Origin of the sequence: Vibrio halioticoli NBRC 102217 (assembly GCF_000496695.1) — a bacterium.
In the GTDB taxonomy this organism is placed as follows: Bacteria; Pseudomonadota; Gammaproteobacteria; order Enterobacterales; family Vibrionaceae; genus Vibrio; species Vibrio halioticoli.
The window spans coordinates 70,901-90,269 of the sequence record NZ_BAUJ01000003.1 but is presented as its reverse complement, the minus strand read 5'-3'; the positions used below and the strand labels follow the sequence as shown (position 1 = coordinate 90,269).

15 protein-coding genes are annotated in these 19,369 nt (G+C 43.9%); 8 read left to right on the top strand and 7 right to left on the bottom strand.

Features of this window, described 5'->3' with window-relative positions:
- The first annotated feature begins 78 nt into the window (after positions 1-78).
- Both ppc and VHA01S_RS00560 read left to right on the top strand, forming a co-directional pair.
- Entirely contained in the window at positions 79-2,709 is a 2,631-nt protein-coding gene (ppc, locus tag VHA01S_RS00565) for a phosphoenolpyruvate carboxylase (RefSeq protein WP_023402425.1), read from the top strand.
- A gap of 465 nt (positions 2,710-3,174) precedes the next feature.
- Positions 3,175-3,705, top strand: coding sequence for a PadR family transcriptional regulator (locus tag VHA01S_RS00560; protein ID WP_023402424.1), 531 nt, complete (start codon positions 3,175-3,177; stop codon positions 3,703-3,705).
- 163 nt (positions 3,706-3,868) lie between these two features.
- Here the strand turns inward: VHA01S_RS00560 and metF are convergent, their stop codons facing one another.
- The 3 genes from metF to VHA01S_RS00545 form a co-directional block, all read right to left on the bottom strand.
- Positions 3,869-4,753, bottom strand: a complete 885-nt coding sequence (gene metF / locus VHA01S_RS00555) for a methylenetetrahydrofolate reductase (RefSeq protein ID WP_023402423.1) — start codon at positions 4,751-4,753, stop codon at positions 3,869-3,871.
- A 170-nt stretch (positions 4,754-4,923) separates the two neighbouring features.
- The gene (locus VHA01S_RS00550) at positions 4,924-7,332 is read right to left on the bottom strand and encodes a bifunctional aspartate kinase/homoserine dehydrogenase II (RefSeq protein ID WP_023402422.1); all 2,409 of its coding nucleotides are present in this window, start codon (positions 7,330-7,332) and stop codon (positions 4,924-4,926) included.
- A gap of 2 nt (positions 7,333-7,334) precedes the next feature.
- Complete coding sequence (locus tag VHA01S_RS00545; RefSeq protein WP_023402421.1) at positions 7,335-8,498, bottom strand: O-succinylhomoserine (thiol)-lyase; 1,164 nt, start codon at positions 8,496-8,498, stop codon at positions 7,335-7,337.
- Between the two features lie 190 nt (positions 8,499-8,688).
- Here VHA01S_RS00545 and metJ point away from each other — a divergent pair, with 190 nt between their 5' ends.
- Positions 8,689-9,006 carry a met regulon transcriptional regulator MetJ gene (metJ, locus tag VHA01S_RS00540; protein WP_021714268.1) on the top strand — a complete coding sequence of 106 codons (318 nt, stop codon included), beginning with the start codon at positions 8,689-8,691 and terminating at the stop codon, positions 9,004-9,006.
- A gap of 110 nt (positions 9,007-9,116) precedes the next feature.
- On the opposite strand, the gene VHA01S_RS00535 is transcribed toward metJ, so the two are convergent.
- Positions 9,117-10,379: a malic enzyme-like NAD(P)-binding protein gene (locus VHA01S_RS00535; protein ID WP_023402420.1), complete on the bottom strand. Its 1,263-nt coding sequence runs from the start codon at positions 10,377-10,379 to the stop codon at positions 9,117-9,119.
- Between the two features lie 213 nt (positions 10,380-10,592).
- Positions 10,593-10,811, bottom strand: coding sequence for a 50S ribosomal protein L31 (gene rpmE, locus VHA01S_RS00530; RefSeq protein WP_021714266.1), 219 nt, complete (start codon positions 10,809-10,811; stop codon positions 10,593-10,595).
- A 300-nt stretch (positions 10,812-11,111) separates the two neighbouring features.
- Here rpmE and priA point away from each other — a divergent pair, with 300 nt between their 5' ends.
- The 5 genes from priA (at position 11,112) to hslU (ending at position 17,156) form a co-directional block, all read left to right on the top strand.
- Positions 11,112-13,313 (top strand): primosomal protein N', encoded by a 2,202-nt coding sequence (priA, locus tag VHA01S_RS00525; protein WP_023402419.1) that lies wholly within the window; start codon positions 11,112-11,114, stop codon positions 13,311-13,313.
- A 190-nt stretch (positions 13,314-13,503) separates the two neighbouring features.
- Positions 13,504-14,508 (top strand): DNA-binding transcriptional regulator CytR, encoded by a 1,005-nt coding sequence (gene cytR, locus VHA01S_RS00520; RefSeq protein WP_023402418.1) that lies wholly within the window; start codon positions 13,504-13,506, stop codon positions 14,506-14,508.
- A gap of 66 nt (positions 14,509-14,574) precedes the next feature.
- Positions 14,575-15,135 (top strand): SPOR domain-containing protein, encoded by a 561-nt coding sequence (locus VHA01S_RS00515; protein ID WP_023402417.1) that lies wholly within the window; start codon positions 14,575-14,577, stop codon positions 15,133-15,135.
- Between the two features lie 152 nt (positions 15,136-15,287).
- Complete coding sequence (gene hslV / locus VHA01S_RS00510; RefSeq protein WP_023402416.1) at positions 15,288-15,812, top strand: ATP-dependent protease subunit HslV; 525 nt, start codon at positions 15,288-15,290, stop codon at positions 15,810-15,812.
- 9 nt (positions 15,813-15,821) lie between these two features.
- A complete protein-coding gene (gene hslU / locus VHA01S_RS00505) occupies positions 15,822-17,156 on the top strand; it encodes an ATP-dependent protease ATPase subunit HslU (protein ID WP_023402415.1) in 1,335 nt (444 codons plus the stop codon).
- A gap of 164 nt (positions 17,157-17,320) precedes the next feature.
- Here hslU and VHA01S_RS00500 read toward each other — a convergent pair whose 3' ends face one another.
- Both VHA01S_RS00500 and VHA01S_RS00495 read right to left on the bottom strand, forming a co-directional pair.
- Positions 17,321-18,145 carry a hypothetical protein gene (locus VHA01S_RS00500; protein WP_023402414.1) on the bottom strand — a complete coding sequence of 275 codons (825 nt, stop codon included), beginning with the start codon at positions 18,143-18,145 and terminating at the stop codon, positions 17,321-17,323.
- Positions 18,146-18,201: 56 nt separating this feature from the next.
- Positions 18,202-19,347 carry a zinc-binding dehydrogenase gene (locus VHA01S_RS00495; protein WP_023402413.1) on the bottom strand — a complete coding sequence of 382 codons (1,146 nt, stop codon included), beginning with the start codon at positions 19,345-19,347 and terminating at the stop codon, positions 18,202-18,204.
- Positions 19,348-19,369: the final 22 nt, after the last annotated feature.

Here is a 19,369-nt window from a genome sequence, read left to right as displayed (position 1 = left end):
GACTCTCACCCCTTTTCTTCGATAGATTGGATCTTAACTCAAGGAAAGGTGTGTAATTTAATTACGAGGCTCAATGAAATGAATAAGAAATATTCTGCACTTACCAGTAACGTGAAGATGCTTGGTAATCTACTTGGCAGAACCATTAAAGACGCCCATGGAGAGGAGATTTTTAATAAAGTTGAAACTCTTCGTAAGTTGTCTAAGTCGGCTCGTAGCGGTCATCAAGAAGATAGAGAGGCTCTCATCCATGAGATTGAGAACCTGCCGGACGAGCAATTTATCCCCGTCGCTCGCGCATTCAACCAATTTTTGAATCTGACCAATATAGCCGATCAGTACCATACAATTTCTCGTCATTGCGAAGAGCATGTTTGCGAACCTGATGTACTTCAGACTCTGTTTAGTAAGCTTCACTCTAAAGAGATTTCTAAAAAAGAAGCGTCAGACGCAATCAAGAACCTCAATATTGAATTAGTGCTAACCGCACACCCTACCGAAATCTCTCGTCGTACCATGATCAACAAGCTACTTAAGATAAACGACTGTTTATCTAAACTAGAGCTTAGCGATATCGGTCACTCTGAACGAATTAAAACAGAGCGCCGTCTCGAGCAACTTATTGCTCAAAGTTGGCACTCAGATGTTATCCGTCAGCAACGCCCTACTCCTCTGGATGAAGCAAAATGGGGTTTTGCGGTTGTTGAAAACTCTCTTTGGGAAGCAGTACCTGATTTCTTACGTGAGTTAGACGAACGAGTATCGACTCACCTAGATGAGCCTCTACCTATCGATGCTCGCCCTGTGCATTTCTCTTCTTGGATGGGGGGTGACCGAGACGGTAACCCGTTTGTCACTCATAACATTACTCAAGAAGTACTGTGGTTATCTCGCTGGAAAGCCGCTGACCTATATCACGCCGATATCGAAGAGCTGATCACTGAGCTATCAATGATCGAGTGTAATGCAGCAGTACGTGAACTTGCAGGTGACAGTCACGAACCGTATCGTGGCATCCTAAAAGAAATGCGCACTCTGCTTAACAATACCCGTAAATCAATTTCAGCAAGACTGGCTGGCGATATTATTCCCAATGTCAGCATCTTAGAAACTGCTGAGCAACTTTGGCATCCACTACATACCATCTACACCTCTCTACATGAGTGTGGCATGGGCGTGATTGCCGAAGGCTCGCTGCTTGATACGCTTCGCCGTATTAAATGTTTTGGTGTGCACCTTGTTCGACTAGACATTCGCCAAGAGAGCACCGAGCACTCAAAAGCCTTGTCTGAAGTTACGCGTTTCTTAGGTCTAGGTGATTACGACCAGTGGAGTGAGCAAGATAAAGTTGCATTCCTAGTTAAAGAGCTTAGCGATAATCGACCTCTTATCCCGCACAACTGGGAACCATCACCAATGGTTAAAGAGGTGATTGAAACCTGTAAGACTGTTGCTGCTCACCCTAAAGAAGCCTTTGGTTCTTATGTTATTTCAATGGCACGTACCGCTTCTGACGTACTTGCTGTTCACCTATTGCTGCGTGAAGCTGGCTGTAAATTCCGTTTAGGCGTTTGTCCATTATTTGAAACTCTAGAAGATTTGAATAACTCAGAATCTGTCATGCAACAGCTGTATAGCATTGATTGGTATCGCGGATTTATCCAAGGCGAACAGATGGTCATGATTGGCTACTCTGACTCAGCAAAAGATGCCGGCGTAATGTCTGCAGGCTGGGCGCAATACGACGCAATGGATAAGCTAGTTAAAGTCTCTGAAGCGGAAAATATCGACCTGACCTTGTTCCATGGTCGTGGCGGTACTATCGGCCGTGGTGGCGCTCCTGCACACGCAGCATTGTTGTCTCAACCACCAAAAAGCTTAAAAGGTGGCCTACGTGTTACTGAGCAAGGTGAGATGATTCGCTTTAAACTTGGTCTACCACAAGTGGCTGTCAACAGCCTGAACTTGTACGCTAGCGCCATTTTAGAAGCTAACCTTCTTCCGCCTCCAGAGCCAAAACAAGATTGGCGTGATCTTATGGAAGTGCTATCACAGGTTTCTTGTGAGTCTTACCGTAATGTTGTCCGTGGCGAAGCAGACTTTGTTCCTTACTTCCGCGCAGCCACACCTGAGCTTGAACTAGGTAAACTGCCACTAGGTTCTCGTCCTTCGAAGCGTAACCCGAAAGGTGGCGTAGAAAGCCTACGTGCGATTCCATGGATCTTCTCATGGAGCCAAAACCGTCTGGTACTTCCTGCATGGTTAGGCGCAGGTGAAGCGATTCAATACTCCATTGACCAAGGTCATCTAGAGTTACTAGAAGAGATGTGTCGTGAATGGCCGTTCTTCTCTACTCGCTTAGGTATGTTAGAAATGGTGTACTACAAGTGCAGCATGGATATCTCTAAACTGTATGATGAGAAGCTCACAGACCCATCACTATGGCGTTTAGGTGAAAACCTTCGTGGACAACTACAAAAAGACATCCAAACGGTTCTGAAAGTAGAAAACAACGAGAACCTAATGCAAAGTGACCCATGGGGTCTAGAGTCCATACGTCTACGCAACATCTATGTTGATCCATTGAACATGTTGCAAGTAGAGCTTCTAAAACGTACTCGACAAACAGAAGAGAATAACCCTGAGCTTGAAGAAGCTCTGATGATTACCATTGCTGGTATTGCAGCCGGAATGCGTAACACAGGTTAAGTTCGAGCAGCGTTTATGATGCTTAGAATTCAAGCCCTAGCTCATTGAGCTAGGGCTTTTTTATATTCTCGACTTATCGCATCGCAAAAGACAAAACCGTGATATACCCACCATTTCATCCAACCGACAACAGGACTTGTTAGGCTTTTTGAGCAAGTTGGCAATATGAGACAAAAAGCAGTAAACATGTTTTTGTAATACTTATTTTTCGTTAATCTAACGCCAAAAAATGATAGTAAACTGTTAGCTTATAGGTAGGGGATCTTGGGTTTCACAATAAAAATAACGAGACACAATATTCCCTATTTATTAGACATAATAAAATAAATTATGGTCAGGTGAGAATGGCTTAAAAGGTAATACATGCACTCATGAACTTCTTGAGTGGCTCGCACTCTTCAATGATGACCAACTAGAGTCTGAACTGTGCGTTGTTTTTTATATGCAGTAATTTGGAAGAACAACATGTCATTACCACACGTTATATTGACCGTACTAAGCACAAAAGATGCTACCGGTTACGACATTACAAAAGAGTTTTCTTATAGCATTGGCTACTTTTGGAAAGCAAGCCACCAACAGGTTTACCGTGAGTTAAATAAACTGGCAGAAAACGAGCTCGTTACTTGTCAGCTATTCCCTCAATCAGGCAAGCCTGATAAAAAGATTTACTCAATCACAGAGCGCGGCCGTGAGGCACTGGCTAAATGGTTTGAACAACCTATTTCGCACCCAACAGTGAGAGATGAGTTTGCAGCTAAACTTTATGCATGTGAAGTTCAGCCTGCTGAAGGTTTTTCTGACCAACTGCAACTTGCACTAAGCGATTCACGTAAACTGGTTCAGTTCTACAAAGAAATCGAAGATACACATTACTCTGATACTCGCATTTTGAGCCACAAAGAAAAAATTGAACGACTAACCTTACGTCGTAATCTTTTGACTCGCGAAGCTTGGAATGAGTGGGCGGAAGAAGTGTTAAGCGAGATTGCTTAACTGAAAAACAAAAGGACCTAGCTTGTAATGCACTGGGTCCTTTGTTTTATTTGGCTTAGTTGTAAATCTGAACTCTGCTTAAATTCTTATTAAACGTATCCCTATCGTTAGCAATCCTTATCCGTAAACTCTATATCTCTAGCTAAGTATTCTCAGATGAGAACTATGGGCGAACACCTAGCGTGTGGCACAAGGCATAAGTCATTTCAGCGCGGTTCAACGTATAGAAGTGGAAATCCTTTACCCCTTCACGACTTAAAATACGCACCATATCAATAGCCTGACTAGCCCCAACCAATTGACGAGTCATTGGATCATCATCCAACCCTTCAAACTGTTTTGCCATCCATCCAGGTACTTTCACGTTGTTCATTGCTGCAAAGCGAGAAGCTTGCTTGAAGTTAGACACAGGCAAAATACCCGGAATAATCTCTACATCGATACCCGTTGCTGCACAGCGGTCACGAAAGCGAAGGTAGCTTTCAACATCAAAGAAAAACTGCGTGATTGCGCGGTTGGCGCCCGCATCAACTTTACGCTTTAGATTTAATAAATCAGATTGGGCACTTTTCGCTTCGGGATGCACTTCAGGAAAAGCCGCTACCGAGATATCAAAATCATGGCGAGATTTTAGCAACTCAACCAAATCAGAAGCGTACATATCTGGCGTACCACCGTTTGGCGGAATATCACCGCGCAGTGCCACAATGCTCTCAATACCGTTTTTCCAGTAGTCATCAGCAATGGTGATTAGCTCCTCGCGAGAAGCATCAATACAAGTTAAATGCGGCGCCGCAATTAGGTTGGTTTGGCTTTTGATTTCTTTGATGATTGAGTGCGTACGATCGCGCTCACCAGAGTTGGCACCGTAGGTCACAGAGACAAATTTAGGTTTCAATGCTTTTAAGCGATGTACCGAGTTCCACAGAGTCTCCTCCATTTTTTCACTGCTAGGAGGGAAGAACTCGAAAGAGACATTGATATTATCAGAAAGCTCAGCAACGTTTTGATTAAGTGCATCAATGTGGCTCGCGTGTGTATAACCCATATTTCCTCTCCCTGTGCATCAGCACAATCACATAATTTTGAACGTTTAGACGTCTATATGTCTAGATAATGTAAATTTATGAGAGGGATGTCAACAAAAATTCGTACAAAAGTTGAGTCTTTTGGGGGAGAAGCATCCAACACGAACGCATTGGATGCTTTAGATAAGAATTATAATAGACTAGATAAGCGATTGAGATCGGACTGCAAGGCACCTGCCGTGACTTCTCGACCCGCACCAGGGCCGCGTATAACCAATGGGTTATCTTTGTACCATTTACTCTCAATAGCGAAAATATTGTCACAAGGCAGTAAGTTAGCCAAAGAGTGGTGCGCTTCAAGCGCCTCTACGCCCACTGTCGCCTCTCCTTCTTTTGAAAGACGTGCTATGTATCGCAGAACCTTTCCTTCGCTCTGTGCTTTATCTAAGCGCTCTGCTAGTGCTTCATTCAACACGCTGGCTTGCTGGAAGAATTCATCCACAGATAAGGCCAATAAACTCTCAGGAACTAAAGATTCAACCTTCACCCCTTCAGGCTCCAGATCTAAGCCTGATTCACGCGCCAAAATCACTAATTTACGCATCACATCGGTGCCATCTAAATCAGCTCGAGGATCAGGTTCCGTTAGCCCTTGTTGCCAAGCTAAGTCAACCAACTCACTAAATGGAATAGAGCCATCATACTGCTGGAACAGCCATGACAAGGTTCCCGAGAAGATTCCTGATAATGCTACAATTTCATCGCCGCTTTCTCGCAGGTCTCTCACAGTATGGTTTACCGGCAATCCAGCGCCCACAGTGGCGTTGTACAACCAATGACGTCCCGTTTTAGCAAATACATCCTGTACTTGATGGTAAAACTCACTTGGCGCAGAACCTGCCAGCTTATTCGCTGAGATTAAGTGCATGCCATGTTCGGCAAACTCTAGGTAGCGATCGGACACTTGCTGACTGGCCGTTACATCCAATACGATAATTTCATCAAAGCTCGATTGACGTTTAACTAGCGGTAGCCAATCTTCTTCGCTACTAACCGCATTATCGGAGAACTGGCTGTTGACCTTGCTGGCATCTATGCCATTTTCATCAAACCAATAACTCTGGCTCGCAATTACCCCGATAAGGTCAAAGCTCATGCCGCGACGCTTTTCTAACTGGTCTTTTTGCGTAGCAAATAGCTCCAACCAATTAGAACCAATATTACCTTTACCACACAATACGATGCCAACACGCTTTTGTGCTTGGAATAACTGATTGTGTAGCACTTTAAGCAGTGAAGGAATCGCACTCGTTCTTACTATGGCGATAATGCTCAGCTCAGATTCGGTTTCAAACATGAACTCAACATTGACGCTTTTCAGTGTTTGGTAAAAACCAAAACAATGATTGGCGTTGTTAGTCACACCGGCCCCTACAGCGGCCAGCATGGATAAGTCAGTTTTCACGGCAACAGACACATCAAAGTTTGCCGCTTCGATGCAGGCTAAGGCGCCGGCTAATAGTTCGCTGGTATAAGCCAGACGTAAGCAGTGCTGATCCGATTGTGACTCATAGGCCAGTGGCGCAAGCTGCGCTTTATTCAGCAAGGCCAACACTTGCGGCTCTAAACTTTCAAAATCATGTGCAGGGCTTAAAGTCAGCTCAATCAAATTCACATCATCTAATGAGGTCACTATCTTAGCGCCTCGACCAGAAGCTAATACACGCTCAATACGCGTTGAACCTGACTCTGGTTGGTGACTGCAACGCAACTCTAAATCCATAGCACTTTGTGCGACAGGTTGTAGCGTACGGCTGTGCAGTACCGGAGCGGCAAGGCGCGCTAATTCACTGGCTTCATCAAGACGAAGCAGTGGCAGTAAACAGGCATCTTCGACAATGCGCGGGTCTGCGCTATATACGCCCGCCACGTCACTCCAAATAGTGACTTTGGCCACTTCAGCCAAAGCACCTACTATGGTCGCCGAATAATCGGAACCATTGCGCCCAAGCAGTACCGTTTCACCTTGTTGGTTATGCGCCATAAAACCGGTAATAACCAAGCGTTTTTGAGGATGCTGAGCTAACACTGATTTCAATAATGGCCAAGAAAGGTTGCGATCAATTTCTGGCTGAGTGCCCGCTTCTGCGCGCAAGAAGTCACGAGAATCAAGCGCTGCACTAGGCATACCTCTATCACAAAGCAGCGCACTAAGGAGACGAGACGACCACACTTCACCGTGACCTAATGCCGCTGATTTTTGCTGCTCAGTCAACGGAGCATTTAGCGCACTTAATGCGGTAAATTCTCGGTTAAGCTGTTCTTGCAAAACACTCGCCGTTTGCTGAGGAAGCAAATCGGTAATCAATTGATTTTGATAGCTTCTTAGCTCAAGTAAAATCTCATGCGCAATACGTCCATCTTTTTCTAAAGCCGCTAACCAGCGTAACAAGTTGTTAGTGGTTGAGCCCGCAGCAGAAACAATCACTAAGTCACTCTCATTGGAGTACTCAGCTAATATATTGGCTACGCGATCAAAGCATTCTGCATTTGCCAGACTACTACCACCAAACTTATGCAGTTGCGTTGCGTTGTTCATAATTAACCCTCGACCGAATCAAATGCTTGGGCAAGATCATCAATAAGATCGTCACTATCTTCTAGCCCAACAGACAGACGTAATAAGAAATTAGACACACCAGCTTCAGCCAATGCTTTTTCACCCATAGCTCTATGAGTCATAGTCGCAGGGTGACAAATCAAACTCTCTACCCCACCTAAAGACTCCGCTAAAGAGAACAATGTTAAGCTGTTAATAAAGGTCTTCAGTTGCTCTAAATCACCATCAAACTCAAAGCTGAGCATGCTACCAAAACCAGACTGCTGACGTTTAGCAATGTCATGGCCAGGGTGATCTGGCAAGCTTGGGTGATAAATGGTTTTGACACGCTTTTGAGATTGTAGAAAGTTTAAAATAACTTGTGAGCTTTCTTCATGCACACGCATACGTGCACCTAAAGTGCGAATGCCGCGCAATGTCATATAGCTATCAAAAGGCGTGCCCGTTGCACCAATACAGTTACCCCACCAGCCAAGTTCTTCAGCATGTTGTTCGGTTTTAGTAATCACTACTCCGCCAATCACATCCGAATGACCATTAATGTATTTAGTGGTGGAGTGGATAACAAAATCAGCACCAAGCTCTAATGGTCTTTGGTAAATTGGGGTTAGAAATGTATTGTCGACGCCCACTAATGCCCCCACAGCCGCCGCTTGCTGACACACTTTCTCAATATCAACCACTCGCACCAATGGGTTCGATGGCGTTTCAATAAGAATCAGTTTTGGCTTTTTGGCAATCGCTGCAGCAAGGGCTTGATCATCTGATTGATCGACAAACTCAACCTTAAAGTCACCTTTTTGCGCACGAGTGTTAAATAAACGGTAAGTACCACCATAACAATCGTGAGGCGCAATAATTAAATCGTCTGGGCTTAAAAATGCCGAAACCCATAAATTGAGTGCTGATGTACCGCAGTTGGTGACAACAGCGCCTTTACCTGACTCCAACTCAAACAGTGCCGTCTCTAAAAGCCCACGATTAGGGTTTCCAGAGCGGGTGTAATCATACTTTGGTACATCTCCAAATGAAGGAAAACCATAGTTTGTGGACAGGTAAATAGGGGGAACAACAGCATGGTGCTGGGTATCAGACTCTATACCGGTGCGTACGGCAATGGTCGATGACTTATGTTTACTGCTCATTTTCTTGTCCTTCCTTTGGCAGTGACTGGTGGAGTTTGTAACCAATCAAATTAATCTGAATCTAATACTAGATTACCGTGATCAGTATTAGACTTCAACACATCTAGACGTCTAAATGCCTTTACATATAGCAGTAAATATCGCTAGAATTGGAAATTAACTTCTTAAAACTAAGTAATAAAGGTTTCCAATGGCAGACTGGAATGGCGAATACATCAGCCCATATGCTGAACACGGTAAAAAAAGCACTCAAGTCAAAAAGATCACTGTGTCTATTCCACTTAAGGTTCTCAAAATTCTAACTGATGAGCGAACACGTCGTCAGGTAAACAACCTCCGCCATGCAACCAACAGTGAGCTTCTATGTGAAGCTTTCTTACACGCTTATACTGGCCAACCACTCCCTACCGACGAAGATCTGAGAAAAGATTGCCCAGATGAAATTCCAACTGAAGCAAAAAAAATCATGTCTGATCTCGGTATTGAATTAGAAGTCTTCGACGACTAACACTAGTACTAAACTAGCACAACGCTCAGATTTAACTCATAAAAAAAGGGGCTAAAGTGATCACACTCTAGCCCCTTTTAATTTTCGGTTATTAACCCTGCATTCTGCTATTAGCTCTGCATATAATTCTCTGGAAGCTCAATGCGAGCAACGCCAGAGGCAACCGCTGCTTCCGCTACCGCTCTTGCTACGCGAGGTAACAAGCGTGGGTCCATTGGTTTAGGGATAATATAGCCATTACCAAACTCTAATGACGTTACCCCAGCCGCTTTCATCACTTCTTCTGGCACTGGTTCTTTTGCTAACTGGCGAATTGCTTCCACCGCCGCTAGCTTCATTTCAATATTAATCTCACTGGCTCTCACATCTAAAGCGCCACGGAAGATAAATGGGAAACAAATAACGTTGTTCACTTGGTTTGGATAATCAGAACGTCCCGTGCCCATAATCAAATCACTACGCACTTCATGAGCACGCTCTGGTTTAATTTCAGGATCAGGGTTAGAACAGGCAAACACCACTGGTTTGTCCGCCATCAAGGCCAATGCCTCAGGTGACAACAAGTTAGGACCAGATACGCCAAGGAACAGATCCGCGCCTTCAATCACATCTTCTAGGGTACGTTTGTCGGTATTGTTGGCAAACAGCTGTTTGTATTCGTTAAGATCGTCACGGCGAGTATGAATAACGCCTTTACGATCTAACATGTAGATTTTTTCACGCTGTGCGCCACATTTAATGAGTAGCTCCATACACGCAACTGCCGCAGCACCGGCGCCCAAGCATACAATAGTAGAGTCACACAGTTGCTTTCCTTGTAGCTCTATTGCGTTAAGCATACCGGCGGCGGTCACAATCGCAGTGCCGTGCTGATCATCGTGAAATACCGGCACATCGCATCGTTCGATAAGACGACTTTCAATCTCAAAACAATCTGGCGCTTTGATATCTTCTAGGTTAATTCCGCCAAAGGTATCGGCAATCGCCGCCACGGTATCGATGAACTCATCAATAGTGCGGTGCTTTACTTCAATATCAATAGAGTCCAAACCGGCAAAGCGTTTGAACAATAACGCTTTGCCTTCCATAACCGGCTTAGAAGCCATTGGCCCTAAGTTACCTAAACCCAAGATAGCGGTGCCGTTTGAAATAACCGCAACCATATTCCCTTTGGCTGTGTACTTGTAAACGTTATCAGCATTTTGGGCGATTTCACGTACTGGCTCTGCAACACCTGGGCTATAAGCTAGCGCTAGATCATGAACTGAATCAGCAGGCGTTGTTAATTCAACAGCTATTTTTCCTGGCTTAGGAAACTCGTGGTAATCGAGAGCTTGTTGGCGGAAATCATTTATCGGTTGGTCATCTGACATCTAAGAGCATCCCTTCGTGGATATTAGGAGAAAGTAAATAATTTGTGATTGTAAATAAAAAACAGGCAATGTACTACAAAGTAACCAGAGTAAAAAAGAGAATGCTTGGAATTGCCAGATCGAAATGAAGGTAAATAACTTGGATAATCAATTTGTTGTAGGATCAAAAAAGGCCGCCTAGGCGACCTTTTTTCTGTATCTTTACGACTAAGATTATTTCTTAGAAGAAAGAGCACCGAAACGCTTGTTAAAGCGATCAACACGGCCGCCAGTATCAACGATACGTTGCTTACCAGTGTAGAACGGGTGACATTTGTCACATACGTCTAGGTGGATAGATTCTTTAGCTAGAGTTGAGTTGAACTCAAAAGTATTTCCGCAAGAGCAGTTAGCTGTTACAGATTTGTATTCAGGATGGATACCTGGTTTCATGGGAAAACCTCATTTATAGGCCGCGTCGCTATCCAAATCTAAGGTTGGACACCACACGTAGTTTCTAACAGTGACACCGCGTAATACAGCATCTTCAAGGCGCAGTATAGTAATGAATTAGTCTTTAAGGATCAACTGATTTGTCCCTTTTTTCGCCACATTCACCATAATATTCCTATATATAGCCATATGCGAGACAACACTTGGCTAAGTGCTCAATATTTTTCATCATCTCCTCGGTCTTTTTCTAGTATCATCATCTGTGTAATTATCTGATTGCAGAAACATCAAAGAGATCCCATGCGCCCAACAATTGCTAGAGTTGCCCTGCCCGTACCTCTAGATAAAGAATTTGAATACCTTATCCCATCGCACTTATTTCCTGTTGTGGGTGTGCGTGTATGGGTGCCGTTTGGGCCAAACAAACGACTTGGCGTGATCACCGCCCTCACCCATCAATCAGAATACGATATTAATAAGCTCAAGCCTTTAATGACCGTGCTTGACGTTGAGCCTATATGGCCAGATAAACTTTATAAACTGATTCATTGGGCTAGCCGATTTTACCAGTATCCACTCGGTGAAACATTAAATGGGGCTATGCCCGGCGCTCTGCGTAAAGGTAAACCGGCACATAAGCAGCCACAGAAAATATGGCAGCTCACCGAAGCAGGTCGTAACCAGTTAATGCAAGGCTTTGGACGAGCAGTTCAGCAAGCTAAGGTGATGCATGCTCTGCAATATGGCGCACTGGCTCAACATGAGCTTGCCACTTTAGATATCTCTAGCTCTGTTTTAAAAACTTTAGAGCAGAAACAATGGGTAGTTTGTTCAGAAAGTATTGAAATAAATGATCAATGGCCAGCTGAGCTCATTAATGAAGACGACAAGCGTCAACTCAATCATGAACAAATGCTGGCAGTAGTCACCGTCAACCACATTGAAGGGTATGAATGTGCGCTTCTCGATGGAGTCACAGGTTCAGGTAAAACTGAGGTTTATCTTCAACTTATAGAATCGGTCATCCTGCAAGGTAAACAAGCGTTAGTCTTAGTCCCCGAAATAGGCTTAACGCCGCAAACCATCAACCGATTTAAACGACGCTTTAATGTGCCTATTGAGACCATTCACTCAGGTCTTAATGACAGTGAACGCTTGAATGCATGGCTGGCCGCCAAAAATAAAGAATGTGGCATCCTAATTGGTACTCGCTCGGCACTGCTGACCCCTTTTGCCAACCTTGGCATTGTCATTGTCGATGAAGAGCATGACTCTTCGTATAAACAGCAAGATAGCCTGCGTTATCATGCTAGAGATATAGCCATAATGCGCGCCCACTCAGAAAGTGTGCCGGTTGTCTTGGGCTCAGCCACACCATCTCTAGAAACCTTAAACAACGCCCTTTCAGGAAAATACTTACATCTTAAACTGACTGAACGCGCTGGCGGTGCTAGCCCAACTAAAAACAGCGTGATTGATGTAAAAGGTTTATATCTAGAAAGTGGCTTAAGCGCGCCACTGATCGCACAAATGCGTAAACACCTACAACAAGGCAATCAGGTGATGCTGTTTTTAAATCGCCGCGGTTTCTCTCCCGCATTAATGTGCCATGAGTGTGGCTGGATTGCCGAATGTGCTCGATGTGACGCTTACTATACCTTCCACCAAGGAAGCAGTGAGATGCGCTGTCATCACTGTGGCTCACAAAAGCCGGTCGTTCATCAGTGCCATAGCTGTGGTTCAACTCATTTAGTTACGGTCGGAGTTGGCACAGAACAGCTTGAAGCGCACTTAGAAACCTTATTTCCAGAGTTTAAAACCATTCGCATTGACCGAGACAATACGCGTCGTAAAGGCAGTCTAGAGAGCGCATTAGAGTCAATTCGCAATGGTGAGTATCAAATTCTGATTGGTACGCAAATGCTTGCCAAAGGGCATCACTTTCCAGACGTGACGTTAGTGGCTTTACTTGATGTGGATTCATCATTATATAGCAGTGATTTTCGGGCTTCAGAAAAGCTAGCGCAATTGTTTATTCAGGTGGCAGGACGTGCGGGACGCGCCAGTAAGCCTGGACACGTGGTGCTACAAACTCATCACCCAGAACATTCACTGCTACAAGCTTTATTACACAAAGGCTATCCTGAGTTTGCCCAAAGCGCCTTAATGGAACGTAGAGTGGCGCAATTGCCTCCCTATGCCAGCCTGTCTTTGTTTCGAGCTGAATCGAATAATTCGCAACTGGCGGAAGATTTTTTAAGGCAAGTAAGGCAAACCTTAGAAGCGCACCCTTTGTTTGATGAGCAATGTTGGGTACTTGGGCCAACACCAGCACCGATGGCGAAACGAGCAGGAAAATCTCGTTGGCAACTTATTTTACAATGCCAACTACGTTCAACCATGCAAAAACTACTTATGAGTGCCAAACCTGCACTAGATATGCTGCCTAATGCAAAAAAAGTTCGTTGGAACATAGATGTAGAACCAATGGACCTAAGTTAAACCACATGCATATGGCGAAATGCGAGTCACTTCACAGTAAGTTGTGCAATTTTGCTACATGCCCCTTAAACTGTTTGGCGAAAACTCGTTACACTTATTTTTCACTCGCAATTAAGCTTAAGTAGTTGAAATAAGTTTGCGTCATGGATTGAATCAAACACGCGCTAAATTTCATAGAGGACGACGTACTATGGCGACGATGAAGGATGTTGCTGGACTTGCTGGAGTATCAACAGCGACAGTATCAAGGGCATTAATGAACCCAGAAAAAGTATCCTCTTCCACTCGTAAACGAGTAGAAGATGCGGTCATTGAATCTGGCTATTGCCCTAGCACTATCATGCGCAGCATGAAGCGCAATGAGTCAAAAACTCTCGTCGTTATCGTCCCCGACCTTTGTGACCCTTACTTTTCTGAAATTATTCGCGGCATAGAAGTAGCGGCTTCAAAGCAAGGCTACCTTGTATTGCATGGTGACAGTTCACAACAAAAATGCCGTGATAATTCACTGGTCAACTTAATATACTCAAAACAAGCGGATGGACTGATTCTGCTCGGCACCGACTTGCCTATCGATGCCAGTATCGCGGAGCAAAAAAATCTGCCGCCAATGGTCATGGCATGTGAATACGCCCCTGAATTAGAGCTACCAACTGTACATATTGATAACCTGACTGCGTCTTTTCAGGCGGTAAACTATCTTGCTAAATTAGGACACAAACGCATTGGAGAGATCTGTGGCCCAGACAATGCGCCACTTTCTAGTTTCCGTAGCCAAGGTTTCCAACAAGCATTACGCCGCGCCGGATTAAACATCGACCTAAGCAACTCTGCTAGCGGTGATTTTAGCTTTGAATCTGGCGCTGCCGCACTGCGTAAACCCATGAATGCCGGTTCTCCACCTAGCGCTATCTTTTGCCACAATGACATGATGGCCATTGGTGCAATCAAAGAAGCCAAAAATATGGGGCTTAGAGTTCCACAAGATATTTCATTTATTGGCTTTGATAATATAGAGTTCTCAGAATACTGCGATCCGCCACTTACAACCGCCTCTCAACCCCGTTATGATATAGGCTATCAAGCCACACAAATGTTGTTTGAGATACTCAGTGGCAACGAGATCAGTTCTGACTCACGACTATTAGAAACAGAGCTGATCATTCGACAAAGTACCCTACCTCCAAGTTATTAGGGTCTGTTATCTGAACGTTTTCTGCATTACCATAGAAAACGTGATCAATGGAATAGATTAATTCGAGTGGCAAGAAAAGACTATGTAAAGGGTGGCCGTACGCAACCTAAAAAAACGCGTAAGCCAACCCCATCAAAACAATCTAAAAAACCTTGGAAGATGATCGTCTTTGCTGGCGCATTGATTGGGGTATTTAGCTACGGGTTATATTCCTTAAGTAAAACCCCTGAACCTCAACAACCAGTAGACGTGAACTTAACGGCAAAAGAGGAATCGACTGCGAAGAAGGGTGCAGAAAACCTGCCACCTCCTCCAGAAGAACAGTGGGAATATGTTAAAACACTGCCTGAACGTGAAATTAAAGTCGTTGCCAAAGAAGAAGTTCTACCGAAAATACCTTACGTGATGCAATGTGGCGCTTACCGTACTCTTGCACAAGCGAAGTCACGCAAAGTCGATATTGCTTTTCAAGGTATAAAAAGCGAAATACGACAGAAGCCTGGTAGCCATTATCATCGCGTCATTCTAGGGCCTTACCCTCGCAAACGTAACGCAGAGCGTGACAAGCACAAACTGCAGCGCGCTAAAATTGAACCTTGTATGATCTTAAAAGATCCAGGTTACTAATCTATCAGCCTCGGTTAGCATGCTAACCGAGGCTGATTTACTTTGATTTGCGGTAAGCCGCTACTCCTCTGTGTCATCACCTTGAATTTACTCCTGTCCGTCCCCACTTCATTTTAATCTCACTGGTGAAATTAGAATTAGAAGGAAACCTCGTGACTACCATAGTATCCGTACGCCGAAATAATAAAGTCGTCATCGCTGGTGATGGACAAGTATCTCTAGGCAACACAGTAATGAAAGGCAACGCTCAGAAAGTTCGCCGACTCTACAACGACAAAGTTCTTGCCGGTTTTGCTGGCGGTACCGCCGACGCATTTACCCTATTTGAGCGACTAGAAAGCAAGCTGCAAATGCACCAAGGCCATCTGACTCGCGCCGCTGTCGAGCTGGCTAAAGACTGGCGTAGCGACCGCGCTCTGCGTCGCTTAGAGGCTCTGCTTGTGGTCGCCGATGATACCGCCTCTTTTATCATTACTGGTAATGGTGATGTAGTTCAACCAGAGCACGACCTTGTTGCTATTGGTTCTGGTGGCAACTTTGCTCAAGCAGCTGCTACCGCACTACTAGAAAACACCGATTTAAGCGCCAGAGAAATTGCAGAAAAGTCTCTCAATATTGCAGGTGATATCTGTGTCTTTACCAACCATCATCACACTATTGATGAACTTGAATACTAAGGAATTAATATGTCTGAGATGACTCCTCGTGAAATTGTTCATGAACTCAACCGTCACATCATTGGCCAAGATAACGCCAAACGTTCAGTTGCTATTGCCCTGCGTAACCGCTGGCGTCGCATGCAATTAGACGAAGATTTACGCGCTGAAGTGACACCAAAAAATATCCTAATGATCGGCCCAACCGGTGTAGGTAAAACAGAAATTGCTCGTCGCCTAGCAAAACTGGCCAACGCACCTTTCATGAAAGTAGAAGCCACTAAGTTCACTGAAGTGGGCTATGTAGGTAAAGAAGTCGAAACTATCATTCGCGACTTAACTGAAGTTGCGGTGAAAATGACTCACCAACAAGCTACTGAAAAAGTGAAGTACCGCGCTGAAGAGCAAGCCGAAGAACGTATTCTCGATGCATTATTGCCACCGGCGCGCGATGCATGGGGTGAAAACGAAAAGCCACAAGATAACAGCTCAAATACTCGTCAAATCTTCCGTAAGAAACTGCGTGAAGGTAAATTGGACGACAAAGAAATTGATATCGAAGTTGCTGCGCCACAAATGGGCGTAGAAATCATGTCACCTCCAGGCATGGAAGAGATGACGAACCAGCTACAAGGAATGTTCCAAAACCTTGCTGGTAATACTAAGAAAAGCCGTAAGCTAAAGATTAAAGAAGCATTCAAAGCATTAGTTGAAGAAGAAGCGGCTAAGTTAGTCAACCAAGAAGAGCTTAAAGAAGACGCTATCTTCAACGTTGAAAACAACGGCATCGTCTTCATCGACGAATTCGATAAAATCTGTAAACGTGGCGAAAGCTCAGGCCCAGACGTATCTCGTGAAGGTGTGCAACGTGACTTGTTGCCACTGATTGAAGGAAGCACAGTATCGACCAAACACGGCATGGTGAAAACTGACCATATTTTGTTTATCGCCTCTGGCGCATTTCAAGTGGCTAAGCCTTCTGACCTTATCCCTGAGTTGCAAGGTCGCTTACCGATCCGTGTAGAGCTAGAAGCACTTTCAAGCCACGACTTTGAACGCATTCTAACCGAGCCTAGAGCCTCTTTGACAGAGCAATACGTTGCCCTTCTTAAAACCGAAGATGTGAACGTAGAGTTTACCGAAGATGGTATCAAGCATATCGCTGAAGCGGCATGGCAAGTCAATGAAACCACTGAAAATATCGGTGCGCGTCGCTTATATACAGTGATGGAACGTCTAATGGATGAAATCTCTTATGACGCCACGGAAAAATCAGGCTCTGAACTGAAAATTGATGCTAGCTATGTAGAAAGTAAACTAGGTAAGCTGGTTGAAGACGAAGATTTGAGTCGCTTTATTCTGTAGAAGATAAACCTGAGCTATGCGTAAAATGTTAGCTCAGGTTTTTTATAGCTGTTTTTAATAACTATTTTTAATAGCAAAGAATCGATTAACAACACCGTTTTATGCTGTACTTGATTACTGCATAAAACGGTAAGTGTTGCATTTATCAATAAAAATAAATTTAATTAATGAGCCACAACTGTGAGATCAAAAGTATACGCAGGTAAGAAGAACATCAGAATACTCCACACTACCAAAATCACATGCAGAACATCATTCTCAGAGAACCAAATACCTTTTTCCCACAAGATTTCGCCAATTCCCTTCTTCCAATATTTATCGAAAAAGTAATAAGACGAGAAAATCAGAACCCATGAAATCATACAAAGCAGATCATAGGTTGCACCTGTCTTAATATACGACACGGTATTGATAAGACAAAATGCAATAAAGCTAGGCAACGATGCCATCATCATAAATTCAAATGTGATGACCGATTGAGTGGCAGTAAATGCACCCCAAAACGTTATGATGGTATAGGCTACGGTTAAAATACCCGCATACCATAAGAAAATATCAAACCAAATAGACGTTTGAGGAATGGAAGTGTAGGCAATAGCCACTACCATCGCATTCATACTAACTTGTTGGAATATTAAGTAGATAACCTCCCACCAGGTAGTCCATGAACACTCATCTCGATACTTAGCCTTCATTTCATAACCGAAAGCTTGGTAACTAGTACCTGCAATAAGGGCACCAACACCCCATAGAACTAGAGATATACCCCACCAAATGCGAGACATCTCACCTTCATTCATCACTAAGAAGACCACACCCGCTAAGGTTACTAATACACCTAGTAAATAGACCCAAAACGTTGATGATGGTTGGCTAATATCAACTTCTTTACCGAGCAAGTTCATTCGCTTCAGTGGTTGTTTTTCTCCCCAATTTTCTTTGGTTAACGTGGGGTGTTTTATCTTATGCACATTTTCGAAGATAGACATAATTATTCACTCTTTGTAAAAGGCGAGGCTACCAGAGCCTCGACTGATTTGAATTATTAATCGTGACTAGGGATAAGAACGAGCTTACCTACGTGTTTGCGAGTCTGAAGCGCTTTTTGAGCTTCAACGATGTTCTCTAGCGGGAATGTTTTCGCAAGAGCTGGCTTAATTTCACCTTTCTCGATAGCTTCAATTAGGCTTGGGAATACAGGTTCATCCCAACCAGTACAACCAACTAAAGTTAAGTCTCGAAGGTACATAGTGCGGAAGTCAAGCTCTACTAAAGGACCTGCAATCGCACCAGATGAAGCATAGCGGCCGCCACGTTTTAGCATTTTAAGGTTGTTGACAAAGTTCTCGCCCGCTACGTTATCGATGATGATATCGACAGACATTTCGCCTAGCACATCTAGAGCATTACGACCGTAATCGATAACTTCATCAGCGCCGTATGATTTCACTCGTTCAATTTTATCTTCACCTTCAGCAGCACCAATAACATAAGCGCCTCTGCGTTTTGCTAACTGAACAACCGCAGAACCTACACCACCAGATGCACCTGCAACGTAAACTCGATCGCCGGCTTTAACACCACTACGTTGCACCATATTTTCAGAAGTACCGTATGCACATGGGATAGTACCTAGTTCAGCATCCGTCCAATCACAATCAACCGGGAATACTTCACTTGAAGTGATTTTCACATATTGAGCGAATGCACCATCAAAGTCAGAAGCCATCCAGATGTTATCGCCAGAGTCAAAGCCGTTTTGACGAATACAAGCACGGATAAGAACGCGTTTGCCCACTAGGTGTTGATCTGCTTCGTCGTAAGCTTCCACAACAACACCAGCACAGTCAGTACCTTGGATGAATGGGAATGGTGTTTCTTCGTTCCAACCACCATCTTTCTCTTCGCGAGCATCACTAATTTCAGTGTCATCGCCAGAAAGAGTGTTTGTTCCTTGAGTTACTTTTTGAGAGTACCAACCAATTCGTGTATTAATTTCAGTATTATTAACACCAGCGGCCAATACTTTAATTAAAACCTCACCAGTACTAATTACAGGCATTGGAACATCTTTATATTCAAGCATTTCATAACCACCATTACCCATAGTGACTACCGCTTTCATTGTTTTATCGCCTTCTTTAATATTAAAACGATTTTTATCTTTATTAATATGTAGATTAACTTTCATTGTATTTCTCTTTATTTGTTCG